The sequence below is a fragment of the Bacillus sp. G16 genome, from assembly GCF_021282335.1.
Classification (GTDB): Bacteria; Bacillota; Bacilli; order Bacillales; family Bacillaceae; genus Bacillus; species Bacillus inaquosorum.
The window spans coordinates 218,433-233,963 of sequence record NZ_JAJSOZ010000007.1 but is presented as its reverse complement, the minus strand read 5'-3'; the positions used below and the strand labels follow the sequence as shown (position 1 = coordinate 233,963).

Annotated in this window: 13 protein-coding genes; 2 read left to right on the top strand and 11 right to left on the bottom strand. The window is 42.9% G+C overall.

What is annotated here, in order from left to right:
• Positions 1–179 precede the first annotated feature (179 nt).
• Positions 180–1,046 carry an NAD(P)-dependent oxidoreductase gene (locus LWH95_RS11650; protein WP_232919641.1) on the bottom strand — a complete coding sequence of 289 codons (867 nt, stop codon included), beginning with the start codon at positions 1,044–1,046 and terminating at the stop codon, positions 180–182.
• 148 nt (positions 1,047–1,194) lie between these two features.
• A complete protein-coding gene (gene mcpC, locus LWH95_RS11645; protein ID WP_232919640.1) occupies positions 1,195–3,162 on the bottom strand; it encodes a methyl-accepting chemotaxis protein McpC in 1,968 nt (655 codons plus the stop codon).
• Positions 3,163–3,295: 133 nt separating this feature from the next.
• Here mcpC and LWH95_RS11640 point away from each other — a divergent pair, with 133 nt between their 5' ends.
• A complete protein-coding gene (locus LWH95_RS11640; RefSeq protein WP_232919639.1) occupies positions 3,296–3,997 on the top strand; it encodes a GNAT family N-acetyltransferase in 702 nt (233 codons plus the stop codon).
• Here the strand turns inward: LWH95_RS11640 and splB are convergent.
• The 8 genes from splB to papB form a co-directional block, all read right to left on the bottom strand.
• Positions 3,990–5,018, bottom strand: a complete 1,029-nt coding sequence (gene splB / locus LWH95_RS11635) for a spore photoproduct lyase (RefSeq protein ID WP_003238958.1) — start codon at positions 5,016–5,018, stop codon at positions 3,990–3,992. The two genes, LWH95_RS11640 and splB, sit on opposite strands and share 8 nt — an antisense overlap.
• Positions 5,019–5,095: 77 nt before the next feature.
• Positions 5,096–5,335 (bottom strand): transcriptional regulator SplA domain-containing protein, encoded by a 240-nt coding sequence (gene splA, locus LWH95_RS11630; protein ID WP_232919638.1) that lies wholly within the window; start codon positions 5,333–5,335, stop codon positions 5,096–5,098.
• A gap of 90 nt (positions 5,336–5,425) precedes the next feature.
• Positions 5,426–7,138, bottom strand: coding sequence for a phosphoenolpyruvate--protein phosphotransferase (gene ptsP, locus LWH95_RS11625; RefSeq protein ID WP_019258254.1), 1,713 nt, complete (start codon positions 7,136–7,138; stop codon positions 5,426–5,428).
• Positions 7,138–7,404, bottom strand: coding sequence for a phosphocarrier protein HPr (locus tag LWH95_RS11620; RefSeq protein ID WP_003218637.1), 267 nt, complete (start codon positions 7,402–7,404; stop codon positions 7,138–7,140). The genes ptsP and LWH95_RS11620 overlap by 1 nt, the downstream gene beginning before the upstream one ends.
• A gap of 97 nt (positions 7,405–7,501) precedes the next feature.
• A complete protein-coding gene (gene ptsG, locus LWH95_RS11615; protein ID WP_232919637.1) occupies positions 7,502–9,601 on the bottom strand; it encodes a PTS glucose transporter subunit IIABC in 2,100 nt (699 codons plus the stop codon).
• Between the two features lie 228 nt (positions 9,602–9,829).
• Positions 9,830–10,675 carry a glucose PTS transporter transcription antiterminator GlcT gene (gene glcT, locus LWH95_RS11610; RefSeq protein WP_003238961.1) on the bottom strand — a complete coding sequence of 282 codons (846 nt, stop codon included), beginning with the start codon at positions 10,673–10,675 and terminating at the stop codon, positions 9,830–9,832.
• Positions 10,676–10,759: 84 nt separating this feature from the next.
• Positions 10,760–11,725: a LacI family DNA-binding transcriptional regulator gene (locus LWH95_RS11605; protein ID WP_232919636.1), complete on the bottom strand. Its 966-nt coding sequence runs from the start codon at positions 11,723–11,725 to the stop codon at positions 10,760–10,762.
• 281 nt (positions 11,726–12,006) lie between these two features.
• Positions 12,007–13,101 (bottom strand): di/tri-peptidase, encoded by a 1,095-nt coding sequence (gene papB / locus LWH95_RS11600; RefSeq protein ID WP_003238963.1) that lies wholly within the window; start codon positions 13,099–13,101, stop codon positions 12,007–12,009.
• A gap of 164 nt (positions 13,102–13,265) precedes the next feature.
• Between papB and LWH95_RS11595 the strand changes: the two genes are divergently transcribed.
• Positions 13,266–13,469 (top strand): hypothetical protein, encoded by a 204-nt coding sequence (locus LWH95_RS11595; protein WP_133487657.1) that lies wholly within the window; start codon positions 13,266–13,268, stop codon positions 13,467–13,469.
• A gap of 37 nt (positions 13,470–13,506) precedes the next feature.
• Here the strand turns inward: LWH95_RS11595 and pfeT are convergent, their stop codons facing one another.
• The gene (gene pfeT / locus LWH95_RS11590; protein ID WP_232919635.1) at positions 13,507–15,420 is read right to left on the bottom strand and encodes a metal-transporting ATPase PfeT; all 1,914 of its coding nucleotides are present in this window, start codon (positions 15,418–15,420) and stop codon (positions 13,507–13,509) included.
• Positions 15,421–15,531: the final 111 nt, after the last annotated feature.

The window sequence follows — 15,531 nt, the reverse complement described above, 5'->3', positions numbered from 1 at the left end:
TTCGAACAAAAATAAAATAATGCGGATCAGTGACAGCAGCATTGTAAATCGTATGCCTTAAGTTGTAAAAAGAGTAAAACACGATTGAATTAAAAAAGAGAAGGATAAATCCTTCTCAGAACGAATATCAAATAAGGCTCACAGCCTGAAGGCTAACTGTATGATACATGGAATCTTTTTTATTTCACCCATAGCTTATATATACTTTGTGTTCCGCTGTTTTCTTCGCCTTGTGCAGCGAGCTTGTCATATAAGGATTTCGCAAGCGACAAGCCTGGCATTTCTTCCCCCATTAATTCCGCTTCCTCGAGCGCAATTCCCATATCTTTAATAAAATGTTTCACATAAAAACCTGGTTCAAAGTTGCCTTGAAGCATACGGGGAGCAAGATTTGACAATGACCAGCTTCCGGCTGCGCCCGTTGTGATGCTTTTCAGGACATTTTCCGGCTGCAGGCCTGATTTTTGAGCATAGGCCATCGCTTCTGCAACACCGATCATACCAGCTGCGATTGCAATCTGATTACACATCTTGGTATGCTGGCCGCTTCCAGCCGGTCCTTGATACTGAATGTTTTCTCCCATTAAAGAGAAAATCGGCAGGCAGGCTTCAAATGCTTCTTTTTCTCCGCCGACCATAATCGCGAGAGTTCCGTTTTGTGCACCGATATCTCCGCCGGAAACAGGGGCATCTAAAGCGAACAATGCTTTTTCTTTGGCCGCTTCAGCAATCTTCTTCGCAAGCGAAGGTTTAGATGTCGTCATATCAATGAGATATGCGCCTTCTTTTGCATTTTCAATAATTCCGTTGCTTCCGAAATACACTTCTTCAACATCACTGGGATAGCCGACCATTGTAATGATAACATCCGCTTCTTTTGAAAGATCTTTGACCGTTTCTTTCCATACCGCGCCTTTTTCAAGTATTCTGTCTGCTTTTTCTTTTGTCCGGGTGTACACCAATACAGGATGGCCGTCTTTCAGAATATGTGATGCCATGCTTTTTCCCATCACTCCAAGACCGATAAAACCAATTGTTTTTTTCAAGGTCATTCCTCCCAGATGCTTTGTTTGATTTTAGTTAAAATTTATCATTTTTCCTTCATTTTCTAGACTACCATATCTATTCATCATATAGTAGACTCTTAAAATGAAAAATCCCCAAAACATATCATGTTTTGGGGATTTGATTGGATTACAATTTGAATTTCTGAATTGTGTTCATAAGCTCTTGGCTTGCATGTTTTAACGTTTCCGTTGAGTGTTTGACTTTATCAAGGGTGATCAGCTGTTCATCGGTTGATGCGTTCACTTCCTCTGCTGCAGCGGCCGATTCCTGTGATATGGCTGATATGCTTTGAATCGCTTCAGAAATTGCGAGCTGTTCATCACTCATTCTTTGAATTTCTTCGTAAATGTGATCAATGCCTTGTACCAGTGATTGCATTTCTGCGGTTATCGTGTTTAATACCTCTCCAGTCTCATGAATGGCACTGTTTTGTTCATCATTCATTCTGCTTGCCTCAACCATTGCGTGAGAGGCCTCTTTTGTCTCAAGCTGGATAAGCTTCACAGTCTCGCTGATATGCTTTGTAGAAAGTGCTGATTGCTCAGCAAGCTTCCGCACTTCATCGGCTACAACGGCAAAGCCGCGTCCGCTTTCTCCGGCTCTGGCTGCCTCAATGCTGGCATTTAGAGCAAGCAAGTTGGTCTGATCAGAAATATTCGAAATAGCTGTAACCACTTCTTCAATATTCTTTGTTTGATTTTCCAGATCAAGCAGCATCGTTTCAACCTTTTTTGTTTCCATGTTGGCTTCGTTTGACTTCATCAATAGCTGGCCGAGCGCGTCAAGTCCTTTATAGCTTGCATCCTCAGATGATTTTGAGCGCTCTTTAATTCCGCCCGCCTCCTCAGCGATTTGTCTGATTTTAGTTGACAGGCTTTCTGATTTTTCATTAATGGTCTCAACTTCAGAAGCCTGTTCTGATGCTCCTGCGGCTACTTCTTCAATTGCTTTTGCAATTTGTCCGCTTGTTTCATTTGTTTCAGCAGAGACAGCCGTTAATTGCTCAGAGGTATCAGATACTTTCCCTGAAGAGAGTCTTACTTGTTCAACCATTTCCTTCATATTTTCAACCATTTGGTTAAAGTCTCTTGTTAAAATACCGACTTCATCCTTGGATTTTGATTCAGCATGAACGGTTAAATCGCCTTCGGAGACTGCCTTCGTTTTTGCGATCAGCTGCTGTATCGGACCGGTTATCGTTTTGGCTAGGAAATAGCTGAGAATTATCGTTGCGACAAGCGCGATCAGTGATATCCAAAGGTTCGCCCGGTTCATTTTATCTGAAATCCACATTAATTTATCAGTATCAAATTGTGTTCCGACTTTCCAGCCCGTTTCACCAATCGTTTGGTACACAACCATTTTTCCATTTTCATCCTGTATCCCTTTTTTCTCAGATGCAATGGTTTTCAATGATTGATCCTTTGATATATTTTTTCCTTGGTTTAACGGGTGGGCTAAAAGATTGCCGCTTGCATCAGCTAAAAAGGCAAATCCATTGTAAGGCACCTTTTGCTTATTGACCATGCTCTGGATAGCAGAAAGTTTCAAATCGTAGCTGGCAACCCCTATCACTTTCTGCCCGTCAAGTACCGCTTTCGATGCAGTGACAATCATGTCTCCTGTCACGACATCTTTATAGGGTTCCGTCCAAACGACTTGATCCGGAGTTTCAGCTGCAAGCTTATACCATGGTCTTGATGTCGGGTCATAATCATTAGCAAAATCGGCTTTCGGATATGTAAACATCTCTTTTTTTGCGGTGCCTATGTAAGCCATCGCAACATAATTATCGTTATCTTTGATTTGTTTAATGTCATCATTAAACAGCCGAAAAGCTTCTTTACTTGGTTTCGTTACAAATGTATGAGCTAATTCTCCATTAGCCAATCTTGTTAACGAAATGGCATAACTCTTTAATTGCAATTCAATATTTTGTTCAAGTGACTGTGTCACGTTTTGAGTTGTATTTTTCCCATCCTCTGTAATCATTGGTTTTAGCGTCAGATAAGAAGACAGCATTAAAAGAACAACTGTGACGATTAACATGATCGAAACAAAAACAGCAATCTTCATGTGAAGTTTTTTAAACAAACCAATCCCCTCCTAATTTCTATATCGGCCCTCTCGTTTGAAAAATGAATAATAAAAAAATAAATTATATGAAAACCGGAATATATTTACTGAAAATTCAATCTTATTTATAATAAAATACATAAGGAGGGTGATGATCATACTAAAACAAATGTACGTGCACACCGGCAGAAAATTTGAGGCACTTACCATCCGAAACTATTCAGAGGCTGACATAAAGGGGCTGATTTCACTTCAAAGAGAATGTTTCCCCCCTCCGTTTTCTCAGGAATTACTGTGGTCAGAGGAACAGCTTGCAAGCCATATCAAAACCTTTCCGGAAGGGGCTTTATGCGCGCTGGTCAATGGCAGAATAGTTGGTTCTATGACTGCCCTTATCGTACATTTTAAGCCAGAGTCTCCTGACCATACATGGGCGCAGGCAACAGACAACGGATCTATTAATAATCATGATCCTCATGGAAATACTTTATATGTAGTGGATATTTCCGTTTCTCCTCATTATCGAAAGCTTGGAATCGGAAAATGGCTGATGAACACGATGTATGAGCTGACTGTTGACAAGCGGCTGGAGCGCCTGCTCGGCGGCGGGCGCATTCCTTTTTATCATAAATACGCAGACGAGATCAGCGCTGTACAATACGTTGAAGATGTGATGGATGGCAGGAAAAAAGACCCTGTGCTGTCCTTTCTCCTGCATTGCGGCCGTTCTCCGATTCGTGTAGTCAGCAATTATTTAGAGGATGAAGAATCATTGAATTTCGGCGTTTTGATGGAATGGAAAAATCCTTTTTATAAAAAAGCGAGCTGTTCGTCACAACAGCCCTTTAAGTGAAATATTCGATTTTCGCATTTGGGAAATAAGTATCAATATAGGATTCAAGCGCTTCCCGAAGTGCATGCTCTTCATCTTTCTGATAAATATATTTTCCGATCCCGTAACGGCCCCATTTATAACGCCGCTTTTCTTCATCTAATTCGAGCTTCGTCTTTGGATAATTCTTCTCAATGACTCGTTTCGCCGGTTTTGTAAAACGGTGCTGAATTAATTCAAAAGTAATATCATGTCTGACATCTTGCGGCAAAGCGGCATCAAGTTTTTCAAACAGATGTTTGTATCCTTCTTCCCAGCCTTCATGAATATAAATCGGCGCAACAATAAAGCCTAGCGGATACCCTGCTTTTGCAACTTTTACCGCCGCTTCTATCCGCTTATCAAGAGGTGAGGTTCCCGGCTCAAAATTTTTAATCACGTAGTCGGCATTAATGCTGAATCTGAATCTCGTTTTCCCGTTATGCTTTGCATCTAGTAGGTGATCGACATGATGAAATTTCGTTACAAATCTGAGCTTTCCGAGCTCACTTTGTCCAAAATGTTCAATGGCGCGCTTCAGCGTGTGTGTCAGATGATCGATTCCTACAATGTCTGACGTACATGAAGCTTCGAACCTTGTGAACTCTGGTGCGCGCTCCTTCATATACTTATCTGCCTGGTCCAATATCTCTTCGACGTTTACATAGGTTCTGATATACGGCTTTGATCCCATGGTTGTTTGCAGGTAGCAGTAATGGCAGTGTCCCATGCAGCCTGTTGCAAACGGAATGGCATATTCAGCCGAGGGTTTCGAAGAATCAAACTTTAATGTTTTCCTGACACCGATAACTAATGTTGACTTCGCATTACGATACTGCTGAAGATGATTTTTTCCAGGAATATTACGCACCTGATTATGGGACGTCGTTTCTCTGATTTCAATGCCCATTTTTTCAAATTTATCTTGTAATTCTTGAGCCAGCGGATATTCCAGCGCTCTCGGTTCTATATACACAAGCTGCGGAACAAATGGGTTCTGCATGGTGCCACATCCTTTTCCTTTACTAACGTTACTTTTCTCATAAGGCGGAAAGGATATGAGTTGTAATGATTTCCTTGTTACTCATACGGATCGATATCAAATAGTTCTTTGTAAAGTGATTTAGCTTCTTCATAGCTTGCAAACACAGCATCGTCCTCTGCAAGCGGATGATAGGTTTCATAAATAAACAGGGAAAGCTCGCCTTCATGGTATGGGTGGTGCACAATTTCAGCTTCCTTTATGTGGGCAACATTGGCGGCGTGCGGATTTCTGTAGATCACGTAAACTGTATCTCCTGCGTTAAATTGGTTTGACATACTATCCCTCCTAGCCATGTTATTGTGCCCCGCTGCATCCCTGATTATGAAAAAAACCAGACAGGCCGGAGGCCGTCTGGTTTTTGTACATTACTTGAATGTTTCTTTTACGAACGCGACAACTTCTTCTGTCGTGCTCATAGATAAAATTTTCTCTTTGAATGACTCAGCTTCTTGTTTAGACAATTTGCTGATTTGTGTTCTTGCCGGAAGGATAGACGTTGCACTCATTGAGAACTCATCTAAGCCTAAGCCGAGAAGGATCGGAATCGCAATCTCGTCTCCTGCCATTTCTCCGCACATGCCAACCCATTTTCCTTCTTTGTGTGCTGCTTCAATTACGAGTGTAATTAAGCGAAGGATTGCCGGGTTGTATGGCTGATACAGGTAAGATACACGTTCATTCATACGGTCAGCTGCCATCGTGTATTGGATCAAATCGTTTGTTCCAATACTGAAGAAATCAACTTCTTTAGCAAACTGATCAGCGATGACTGCAGTTGACGGAATTTCAACCATCATACCGACTTCAATATCGTCAGATACAGCCTGTCCCGCTTTTACAAGCTTTTCTTTCTCTTCAAGAAGGATCGCTTTTGCTTCTTTGAATTCGTTAACTGTCGCAATCATAGGGAACATGATTTTCAGGTTTCCGTATGTACTTGCACGAAGCAGCGCGCGAAGCTGTGTTCTGAAGATTTCTTGCTCTTCAAGGCAAAGACGAATCGCTCTGTATCCCAAGAACGGGTTCATTTCTTTAGGAAGCTGCAGGTAAGGAAGCTCTTTGTCTCCGCCGATATCAAGTGTCCGCACGACAACTGATTTTCCTTCCATACGCTCAAGAACCGTTTTGTAAGCATCAAACTGCTCATCTTCTGTAGGCAGCTGATCTCTTCCCATGTAAAGGAACTCTGTACGGTAAAGGCCAACTGCTTCTCCGCCGTTTTCAAGAACGCCTTTCACATCATCAGGAGTACCGATATTCGCTGCAAGCTCTACATGATGACCGTCTTTTGACACAGTAGGTTCATTGACCAGCTTCGCCCACTCAGCTTTTTGAGCCAAATAAGCATTATGTTTTTCTTCATACTCTTTTACAGTTTCCGCAGATGGGTCGATAATGACATCGCCATTAATACCGTCAACGATAACAGTCACGCCGTTTTGGATTGTGCCTGTAGCCGCTTTCGTACCAACAACTGCAGGAATCTCAAGAGAACGCGCCATGATGGCAGAGTGAGATGTGCGTCCGCCGATATCAGTTGTGAATCCTTTTACGAACTCACGGTTTAATTGAGCTGTGTCAGACGGTGTTAAGTCTTCAGCTATAATAATAACCTCTTCTGAGATCATGCTTGGGTTTGGAATTTCGACGCCAAGCAGGTGGCCGGTTACGCGTTTTGTTACATCGCGGATATCTGCCGCACGCTCTTTCATATATTCGTTGTCCATTGATTCAAACATGGAAACGAACATAGAAGACGTTTCTTTTAAAGCGAATTCAGCGTTCACTGAATCAGTGCTGATTTTTTCTTTCACAGGGTTTAGAAGCTCAGGATCACTGAGAACTAAAAGGTGAGCAGAAAAAATATCAGCTTTATCCTGACCGAGTTCTTTTAAAGCGTGCTCTTTGATTTTTTCGAGCTCTTCTTTTGAACGTGCAATCGCTTCATCAAAACGGCTTACTTCCGCTTCAGAATCAGAGATGTTTTTCTTTTCAACCGTTAAATCTGGCTCTTCAAGCCGGTACGCTTTGGCAATCGCGATGCCGGCTGAAGCGCCAATCCCTTTTAATTCTTGCATTACTCGCCGAGTCCTTCGCTTTTCATTGTTTCTTCTAGAGCGTTAAGAGCATCGTTTTCGTCAGCGCCAGTAGCAGAGATTGTGATCTCAGCGCCTTTAGCGATACCTAGAGACATAACACCCATGATAGATTTAAGGTTAACTGTTTTGCCGTTATATTCTAAATTAACGTCAGCGTCGTATTTGCTTGCAGTTTGTACAAGAACTGTCGCAGGACGAGCGTGGATTCCAGAATCTGCAGTTACTTTAAATGTTTTTTGTGCCATTTTTATCATTCTCCTTTTAACTTAAAGCTATATTACTTCACAATATTATATCATACAGCCGTACTTGTCATCTGACAAGCACAGCGTACTAACACCCTTATTTTTCAATCTTCACAATGTCTTCTTGCTCTCTGTTAACTGAGCCGCTTGCTTTAATGCTGACTGTTTCTCCCTCAGCAAGGTTCGTAAACACAATCGGTGTCATGAGAGACGGTACATTCGGTTTGACTGCGTCCAGATCAACTTCAAGCAGTTTTTGTCCAGGTTCAACGCGGTCTCCTTCTGATACGAAAGACGTAAATCCTTCGCCCTTCAGGCTGACCGTATCAATACCAAAGTGGATCAAAATTTCTCTTCCGCCGTCTGATTGCAGGCCGATTGCATGTTTCGTCGGGAACACATTTAGAATTTTTCCTCGAACCGGTGATACGACAATACCTTCAGAAGGGAGAATCGCAAAACCGTCACCCATCATTTTTCCTGAGAAAACTTGGTCAGGAACATCAGTAATTGGGTGAATTTCGCCGGTAATCGGAGAAACGAAAACTTCTTCGCCGATTTCATTTTGCAGCGGTTCTGCAATGACCTCCTCAACCTGCTGACCTACTTCCTCTTGAGCAGATGTTTTCGGTTCAGGTCTTGGTTTGCGTCCCGCAATGATGTCTTGCATTTGTGTTTTTAAACCGTCAGAACGCGGTCCGAAAATAGCCTGAATGTTGTTGCCGACTTCCAGTACCCCGGATGCCCCAAGCTGTTTCAGACGGTCTTTATCAACCTTTTTCTGATCGTTTACAGTCACACGCAGACGAGTGATACAAGCATCAAGGTGTTTGATGTTTTCCTGGTCACCCATTGCCTGAAGGATCTCATAAGGAAGATCTCCTGCTTCACCAGTTTTCCCAGATGCTGCTGTTTCTTCCGTAGCATCCTCGCGTCCAGGTGTTTTCAAATTAAATTTGCGGATGGCAAATCGGAATCCGAAGTAGTAAATGAGCGCCAGCCCTAAGCCGACAGGAATCACAAGCCACCATGCCGTCCGGTTCGGCAAAATACCGAATAGGAAGTAGTCAATTAAACCGCCGGAGAATGTCATACCAATCTTAACATTCAACAGCTGCATGACCATGAATGAAAGTCCCGCAAACACACAGTGAATCGCAAACAGGATAGGGGCAACGAATAAGAATGAGAATTCCAATGGCTCTGTGATCCCTGTTAAGAAGGATGTCAAGGCCGCTGAACCCATAATACCTGCAACGAGTTTTTTGTTTTGCGGCTTTGCTTCATGATAAATCGCAAGCGCCGCGGCAGGCAGACCAAACATCATAAATGGATATTTACCTGTCATAAACGTACCTGCTGTTAACTGTACGCCGTCTTTAATCTGCGCCATAAAGATACGCTGATCCCCGCGGATGATTTCCCCTGCTGCACTCTTATAGCTGAAGAATTCATACCAGAACGGCGAATAGAAAATGTGGTGCAAACCGAATGGGATAAGCGAACGTTCAATCACCCCGAAGATAAATGCAGCAAGGGTTGGATTCGCTTCCACTAATCCTGTTGAAAAGGCATTCAATCCATGCTGGATCGGAGGCCAGATCACTAACATAATAAGACCCAGAATCAGTGCAGAAATTGACGTAACAATTGGAACAAAACGTTTACCCGCAAAGAAACCAAGATATTGCGGCAGTTCAATTGTGTAAAATTTGTTGAACAATAATGCAGCTAACACACCGACGATAATACCGCCGAACACGCCTGTCGCCAAGGTAGGTATACCAAGCATGTTTACATATGCGGGATGGTTTTCCGTGAAGAACTTGGCTCTTTCGATTGAATCGGAAGGAATGGTTCCGTTTGCAAGAAGAACCGCACTCATGGACACGTTCATCACCAGATAACCGATAATCGCTGCAATCCCTGCAACTCCATCACCGTTGGCAAGCCCGATGGCTACACCTACTGCGAAAAGAAGCGGAAGGTTATCGAAAACAATCTGCCCAGCGCTTTCCATAACACCTGCTACGAGCTGAACATTGTCATTGCTCAAGAAATGCAGGACTTGAATCATGTCCTTATTTTGCATTGCATTTCCGATCGCAAGCAAAATACCCGCAGCCGGTAGGATCGCAACTGGAAGCATAAGCGCGCGCCCGATTTTTTGAAGAACGCCGAATAATGCTTTAAACATAAGAATTGACCTCCTCTTTTTACTAGTCTGACCTTACAGCTAAAAATCATGACAACGAATTCACAGGCGTAAGTCTTCCAGTTTAACCGTTTACATTTGCCCTTTTACACAACAAAAAAGGCATGAGCAAATTGGGTGCACAAAAGAACGAGAATAGACTTCCCGTTTTTTCCCCTCAATCACTCATGCCTGATCGGATCAGTAACACGTTATAAGGATAAACTGAATTTATGAAATTTTATTGGTTAATCGGTACAGATGAAGCGTTAGGTAAACCGCTTCCGCCTCATGAACTGGTTTCTTCAATGTTTGCTGCAAGATTTTAATCAATTTCCAAGCTGTATTGTAGCATAGTGGATATTCATTTTTCAATAACAACATTAATTTTTCTGGTTCTTTAGTCGGTTCTTCTTTTTTGATTCTCTCTATTGTAAATCTGATATGCCGGATCAGCCGCAAATAGTGGACACTTTCCTTATTTACTTTCATTTGAAATGAGTCTTCAATCACCTCAACAAGCTGCGCCATCAGCTGCGAGTGCTGATTGACTTCAGACAGCGGGCGGTTTGTCAGGGCTGAATGGATATGCAGGGCGATAAAACCGATTTCTCCTTCCGGAAGGCAAATTCCCGCTTTTTCATTAATCATATCGATAACTTCTTTGGCAATTTGGTATTCCTCCGGATACAGCGACTGAGTCTCCATTAAAAATGGATTTTTCATATCAAAGCCCTGCTGCTGCCTTTTGATCGCAAATGCGATATGGTCTGTCAGCGCAATGTGAATATGCTCATTTAATGAATGGTTTGTCCTATTGCTGATGTGGTAGATCACATCGTTTGAAATATCAACGAGCTTTTCATCAACATAGTCAAGGAGCTTTTTAAACTGCTTTTGTTCCTTCTCGTCCTTTAAAATGAACATTTTATCGTAGCCTTTATCTTCAATGACATCATCTTGTTTTTTTCCGAAACCAATACCTTTTCCGATTAAAACGACTTCGCTGTATTTATGATGAGAAGCAATTAATACGTTATTATTCAGTACCTTTTTCACTGTGAAGGACCCATTCACGATCCTCAGCTCCTTTTGTCATTCAATACCTCATATCGTACATAACGAACGGAATGCACGTCAAACCTTTTTTCGATGCTTTCACTAAACAGTCGATCTTTCGACGAGACGGTAATACAGAACTTTCCTTTCAATCGGCTGCCCTTGAATTCTTTTTTCCAGCATGGCAAATGCCTGCTTTCCCATTTCCTTTGTCTGAATATCGATTGTTGTGATACCAAGCGATTGGCTGATTTCATGGTTATCAACGCTTAAGATTGCAAGCTCATCCGGTACCGATACCCGCTGGGCTCTTGCTTCAAGTAAAAGCCCTGCTGACACTTGATCATTGGCAACAAAAATAGCTGTCGGCTTTTCCTTCCACTTTTGCCACTTATGAAAAAGCGCCTTGCCATCATTGATTGTAATCGCTTTCTCGATCACCCAGTCTTCACGAAATGCTTCTCCGATCTCTTCCAATGCTTCTTTATAGGCCTTGATTCGGAAATGGCTGTTCATGCCCTTTTTTCTTGCCAAACAGATGGCTATTTTTGTGTGTCCTTTGGCAATTAAATAGTCCAAGCCTTTCCGGAATGCTTGTTGGTGAGGAATGCTGATCGTTGGAAAACGGCTGATATCTGAATTCTGGCAAAGCAATATCGGTCCCTCCCATTCCATGAGTTTTTCATCAGCAAGCGCCTTTGAGCAAAAAATCAACCCGTCAACCTGACGCTGCTTTAATTGGGACAGCGCAAAGATTTCTTTCTGCACATCATAGTTTGTTTGGAATAAAGAGAGGTGAATCCCGGATTCCGCGGCTGCGTCAGCTATACCTGCGATCAGCTCTGCAAAATAAGGCAGATTAATCGTCGGCAAGACAACACCAATCATGTTTGAAAATCCTTTCGACAAATGAACAGCGTGGATATTTCTCGTGTACTCTAATGCTTCCATTGCCTCGAGCACTCTATTTCTTTTGTCTTCGCTGACGTAAGGATGATCGTTTATGACTCGGGAAACCGTTGTAACGGAGACACCGGCTTTTTCTGCAATGTCTTTAATATTAGCCATAGATTCCCTTCTTTCTAAATTCCCTTGATCTGGAATGCGTTTCATACAATATGATATGAGCGTACCAGACATATTTTGTGTTTTTAGCTGAAAGGAGAAGATCACATGGGTTTCTTCATTTTAATTGGATTATGTCTGACTGTTCTCGGCGGCAGCTGTCTTGCTGTAAAACCTCTCAACCAAAAACATGAAATTAAACCCTTTCGAACATTTGATGATTTTTTTATTTAATGCAGATAAAAAAGGACGATGTCGAGAACAAAGTCCTTTTTTATTTCCTGTTAAGGCAGTATGATTAATTCCTTCGGATATTGGGTCAGAGCAACCGCTCCGTCCTTTGTTACATGAACGTCATCCTCAATGCGCACGCCGCCGATCTCAGGCACATAAATACCCGGTTCGATCGTGTAGACCATGCCTTCCTGCAGCAGTGTATCGTTGGCTTGGCTCATAGATGGGTACTCATGGACGGAAATCCCGAGTCCGTGTCCCAGCCGGTGAGGAAAATAATCTCCGTATCCCGCTTTTTCAATGATCCCGCGGGCAGTTAAATCCAGATCTCCGATTCTGACACCGGGTTTGCTTGCCTCAATCGCAGCTTTTTCCGCTTGAAGAACGGTCTCATAAATCTCCTCTTGCTTCGGATTGATGGTCTTGTATGCAAACGTTCTTGTAATATCAGAGCAGTAGCCGTCAAGAATAACACCGAGATCAAATAAAACGAAATCACCTTTCTTCAATGTGGCTGTCCCTGGATTTCCATGAGGCTGGCCTGATTTTTCTCCGAATAGAACCATTGTGGAGAAAGACATGCCCTGAATTCCTTTTTTCTTCAGCTCATACTCGATTTGAGCGAGCACTTCCACTTCACTGATGCCTTCACGCAAAGCGGCTGTGCCGACTTCAACACCGAAATCAGCAAGCTTTGCCGCCTCTTTCAGCAAACGAATTTCATTGTCGTCTTTAATCAGGCGAAATTGATTGAGTGTTTCTTCTGCTGAAACAAATTGAGCCCCGCCCACCGAATGCTTCAGCTGTTCTGCGCGTGATAGTGAGATCGAATCTTTTTCTACCGCGAGTGTATGTATGCTGATATTTCGCTTTTTCAAGGCTTTCTCTATCAGCTCCCACGGATTTTCGTGATCGGCATAGCCAATGATTTCATGATTCCAGCCTGCGCTGCGTGCCTGACCTGCTTCCATTCCAGGACAAACAAAGAAAGGCTCCTCTTCTTGAAAAATAAATAAACCCATTAATCTTTCATGCGGCTCTGTGTAAAAACCGGTTAAGTAAAAAACATTTTCTTTCGTATGAATAAATGCGGCAGTATGCCCCGCTTCCTTCAGCCATGAAGAGACGCGTTGTATTCTATTCACTTCTTGTTCCTCCCTGCCATTTGCAATGCATTGTTCTGTCTTCCATTGTAACAGGTTTTACAGGTGTTTGCCTTTCGCGGCGCCTTCATTTTCAGATTCATTTTATTTCCTGCCCCCCATCCTGTATACTGACAGTAGAGTTCAATTGCAGGGAGTTGTTCCGTTTGCTGATGAATTTTTTCAGGCGAAAAGCAGTTATGCTCTTAACGATTTTGGGAATTTCCGCTCCTTTTATCGGTATGAAGATGGTCGGCTTTTATTATTACAGCTCTATCATCGGTTGTGCAGCAGGCTTCCTTTGCTGCATCCTCGCTCTCATCATGGTTACAAAAAGATCCGGTAAAGACAAAAAAGAAGAGAAAGCTTGATACATAAAAAACCAGCAGCCCGATTGGACTGCTGGTTTTATTTTAAAAGCCTTAACCCGTTTAATATTACTAAGATCGTACTTCCTTCATGACCGATCACGCCAAATGGCAATTCCATCACCTGCAAAAAGTTTGCACAAATCAGCAGGCAGATCACAGCTAGAGAGAACACGATATTTTGTTTGACAATCCTGTTCATTTTCCGAGACAAGCGGCACATGTTTACGAGTTTTTTCAAATCGTTTTGCATGAGTACCATATCAGCGGTCTCAAGAGCGACATCTGTTCCGCCGCCCATTGCAATGCCGACATCCGCCGCTTTAAGTGCCGGTGCATCATTGATTCCGTCACCGACCATTGCAATCGTTCCGAATTCTTCTTTTAACCGTTTGATTTCATTCACTTTTTGGTCAGGCAGGCATTCTGCCGCAACAGTTGTCATTCCGGCTTCCTTTGCTATCGCTTGAGCCGTGTCCTTATGATCTCCTGTCAGCATGGCCGTTTTAATCCCAAGCCGGTTCAATTCTTCCATGACCTCTTTTGCTTCGGGCCTGATTTGATCTTTCAGTGCGATACAGCCCGCTATTTGATCATCCTTTTTAACAAATACAATCGTATGGCCGCTTTGAATGACATCTGATGCTGTTTGTTTTATAAATTGTGCTGCCATTTCTTTGCCGATAAAATCTGCTTTACCAATCTTCCATTTCGCGCCAGAGACTTCTGCCATAACGCCAAATCCTGATGTTTCTTCTATAGATATGTAGCCTGACTGATTCACGCCGCGGCTTACAGCGTACGACGTTATAGCTTGAGCGAGCGGATGGCTTGATTGCGTTTCGATGGCGTAGACAGCCTCAAGAACCTCCGTTTCACTGAATCCTTCTGCGATTCTGACAGTCTCGACGGCAGGCTGGCCTTTTGTTACAGTGCCCGTTTTATCAAAGGCAATCATTTGCACAGAACCGAGCTGTTCAAGAAAGACGCTACCTTTTACAAGCATACCGTTGCGGGCGCCATTCGAAATCAAGGAAAGCGCCGCGGGCATAATAGAAGCGACAAGCGCACAAGGTGAAGCGACAACCATAAACACCATTGCGCGGTAGAAGGTTTCACTCCAGCTCCAGCCTAGCGCAAAGTGCGGCACGAATAACAAGAGCCCCACCGCAATCAGCACACCTTTTACATAAGCATTTTCAAATCGTTCAATGAAAGCCTGTGCGGGTGAAACACTGCTTTGCGCAGATTCAACCAGTTTGATAATTTTTCTGAATAACGAATCTTCATTTGCTTTCGTGACACGAACGGTCAAGGAGCCGTTGCGATTCACAGTTCCTGTAAATACAGCGTCGCCGGTGTTTTTTTCTACAGGCATTGATTCACCTGTTAATGCTGACTCGTCAAGGCTTGTTGAGCCCGATTCAATAACACCGTCAGCCGCTACGCGTTCTCCGGGTTTGATCACAATCATATCACCGGCCTGCAAGTCCGAAACCGGAACTCTTTTGGTTTCGCCATTGACCAACAGTGTTGCCTCTTCAGGCTCAAGCTGCATTAAAGATGTTAAATCTCTGCTGCTTTTATTCATCGTGTATGTTTCTAAAGCGCCGCTTAAAGAAAAAATAAATATTAAAATAGCACCCTCCGCCCAGTATCCGATCAAGGCGGAGCCGATAGCAGCAAAAATCATTAAAAGTTCTACATTCAGCGTTTTGGATTCGAGCGTTTCTTCGATTCCTTCCTTTGCTTTAGCAAATCCACCGATCACAAAAGCCAGCAAGTAAAGCGTTACTGATATTACTTGATGTCCGGATAAGAGCCAGCCTGCCAAAATAAGAGCGCCTGACACCAGTGCTGCGATAAGCTCAGCATGCTGTGCCCAGTTTTTATCTTTCTGTTCTGTTTTTAATGGCTTATGCGGATCGTGTTGAACGATAACTTGTTCATTCATATTTAATTCTCCCCTCTAATTGAGAACGTAAATCATCTTCATTTCCCTTATAAAAAACAAAATCGCCGCCCAAAAGGCAGCTTCATCGTTGTTATTTCATGATGTCTTCCT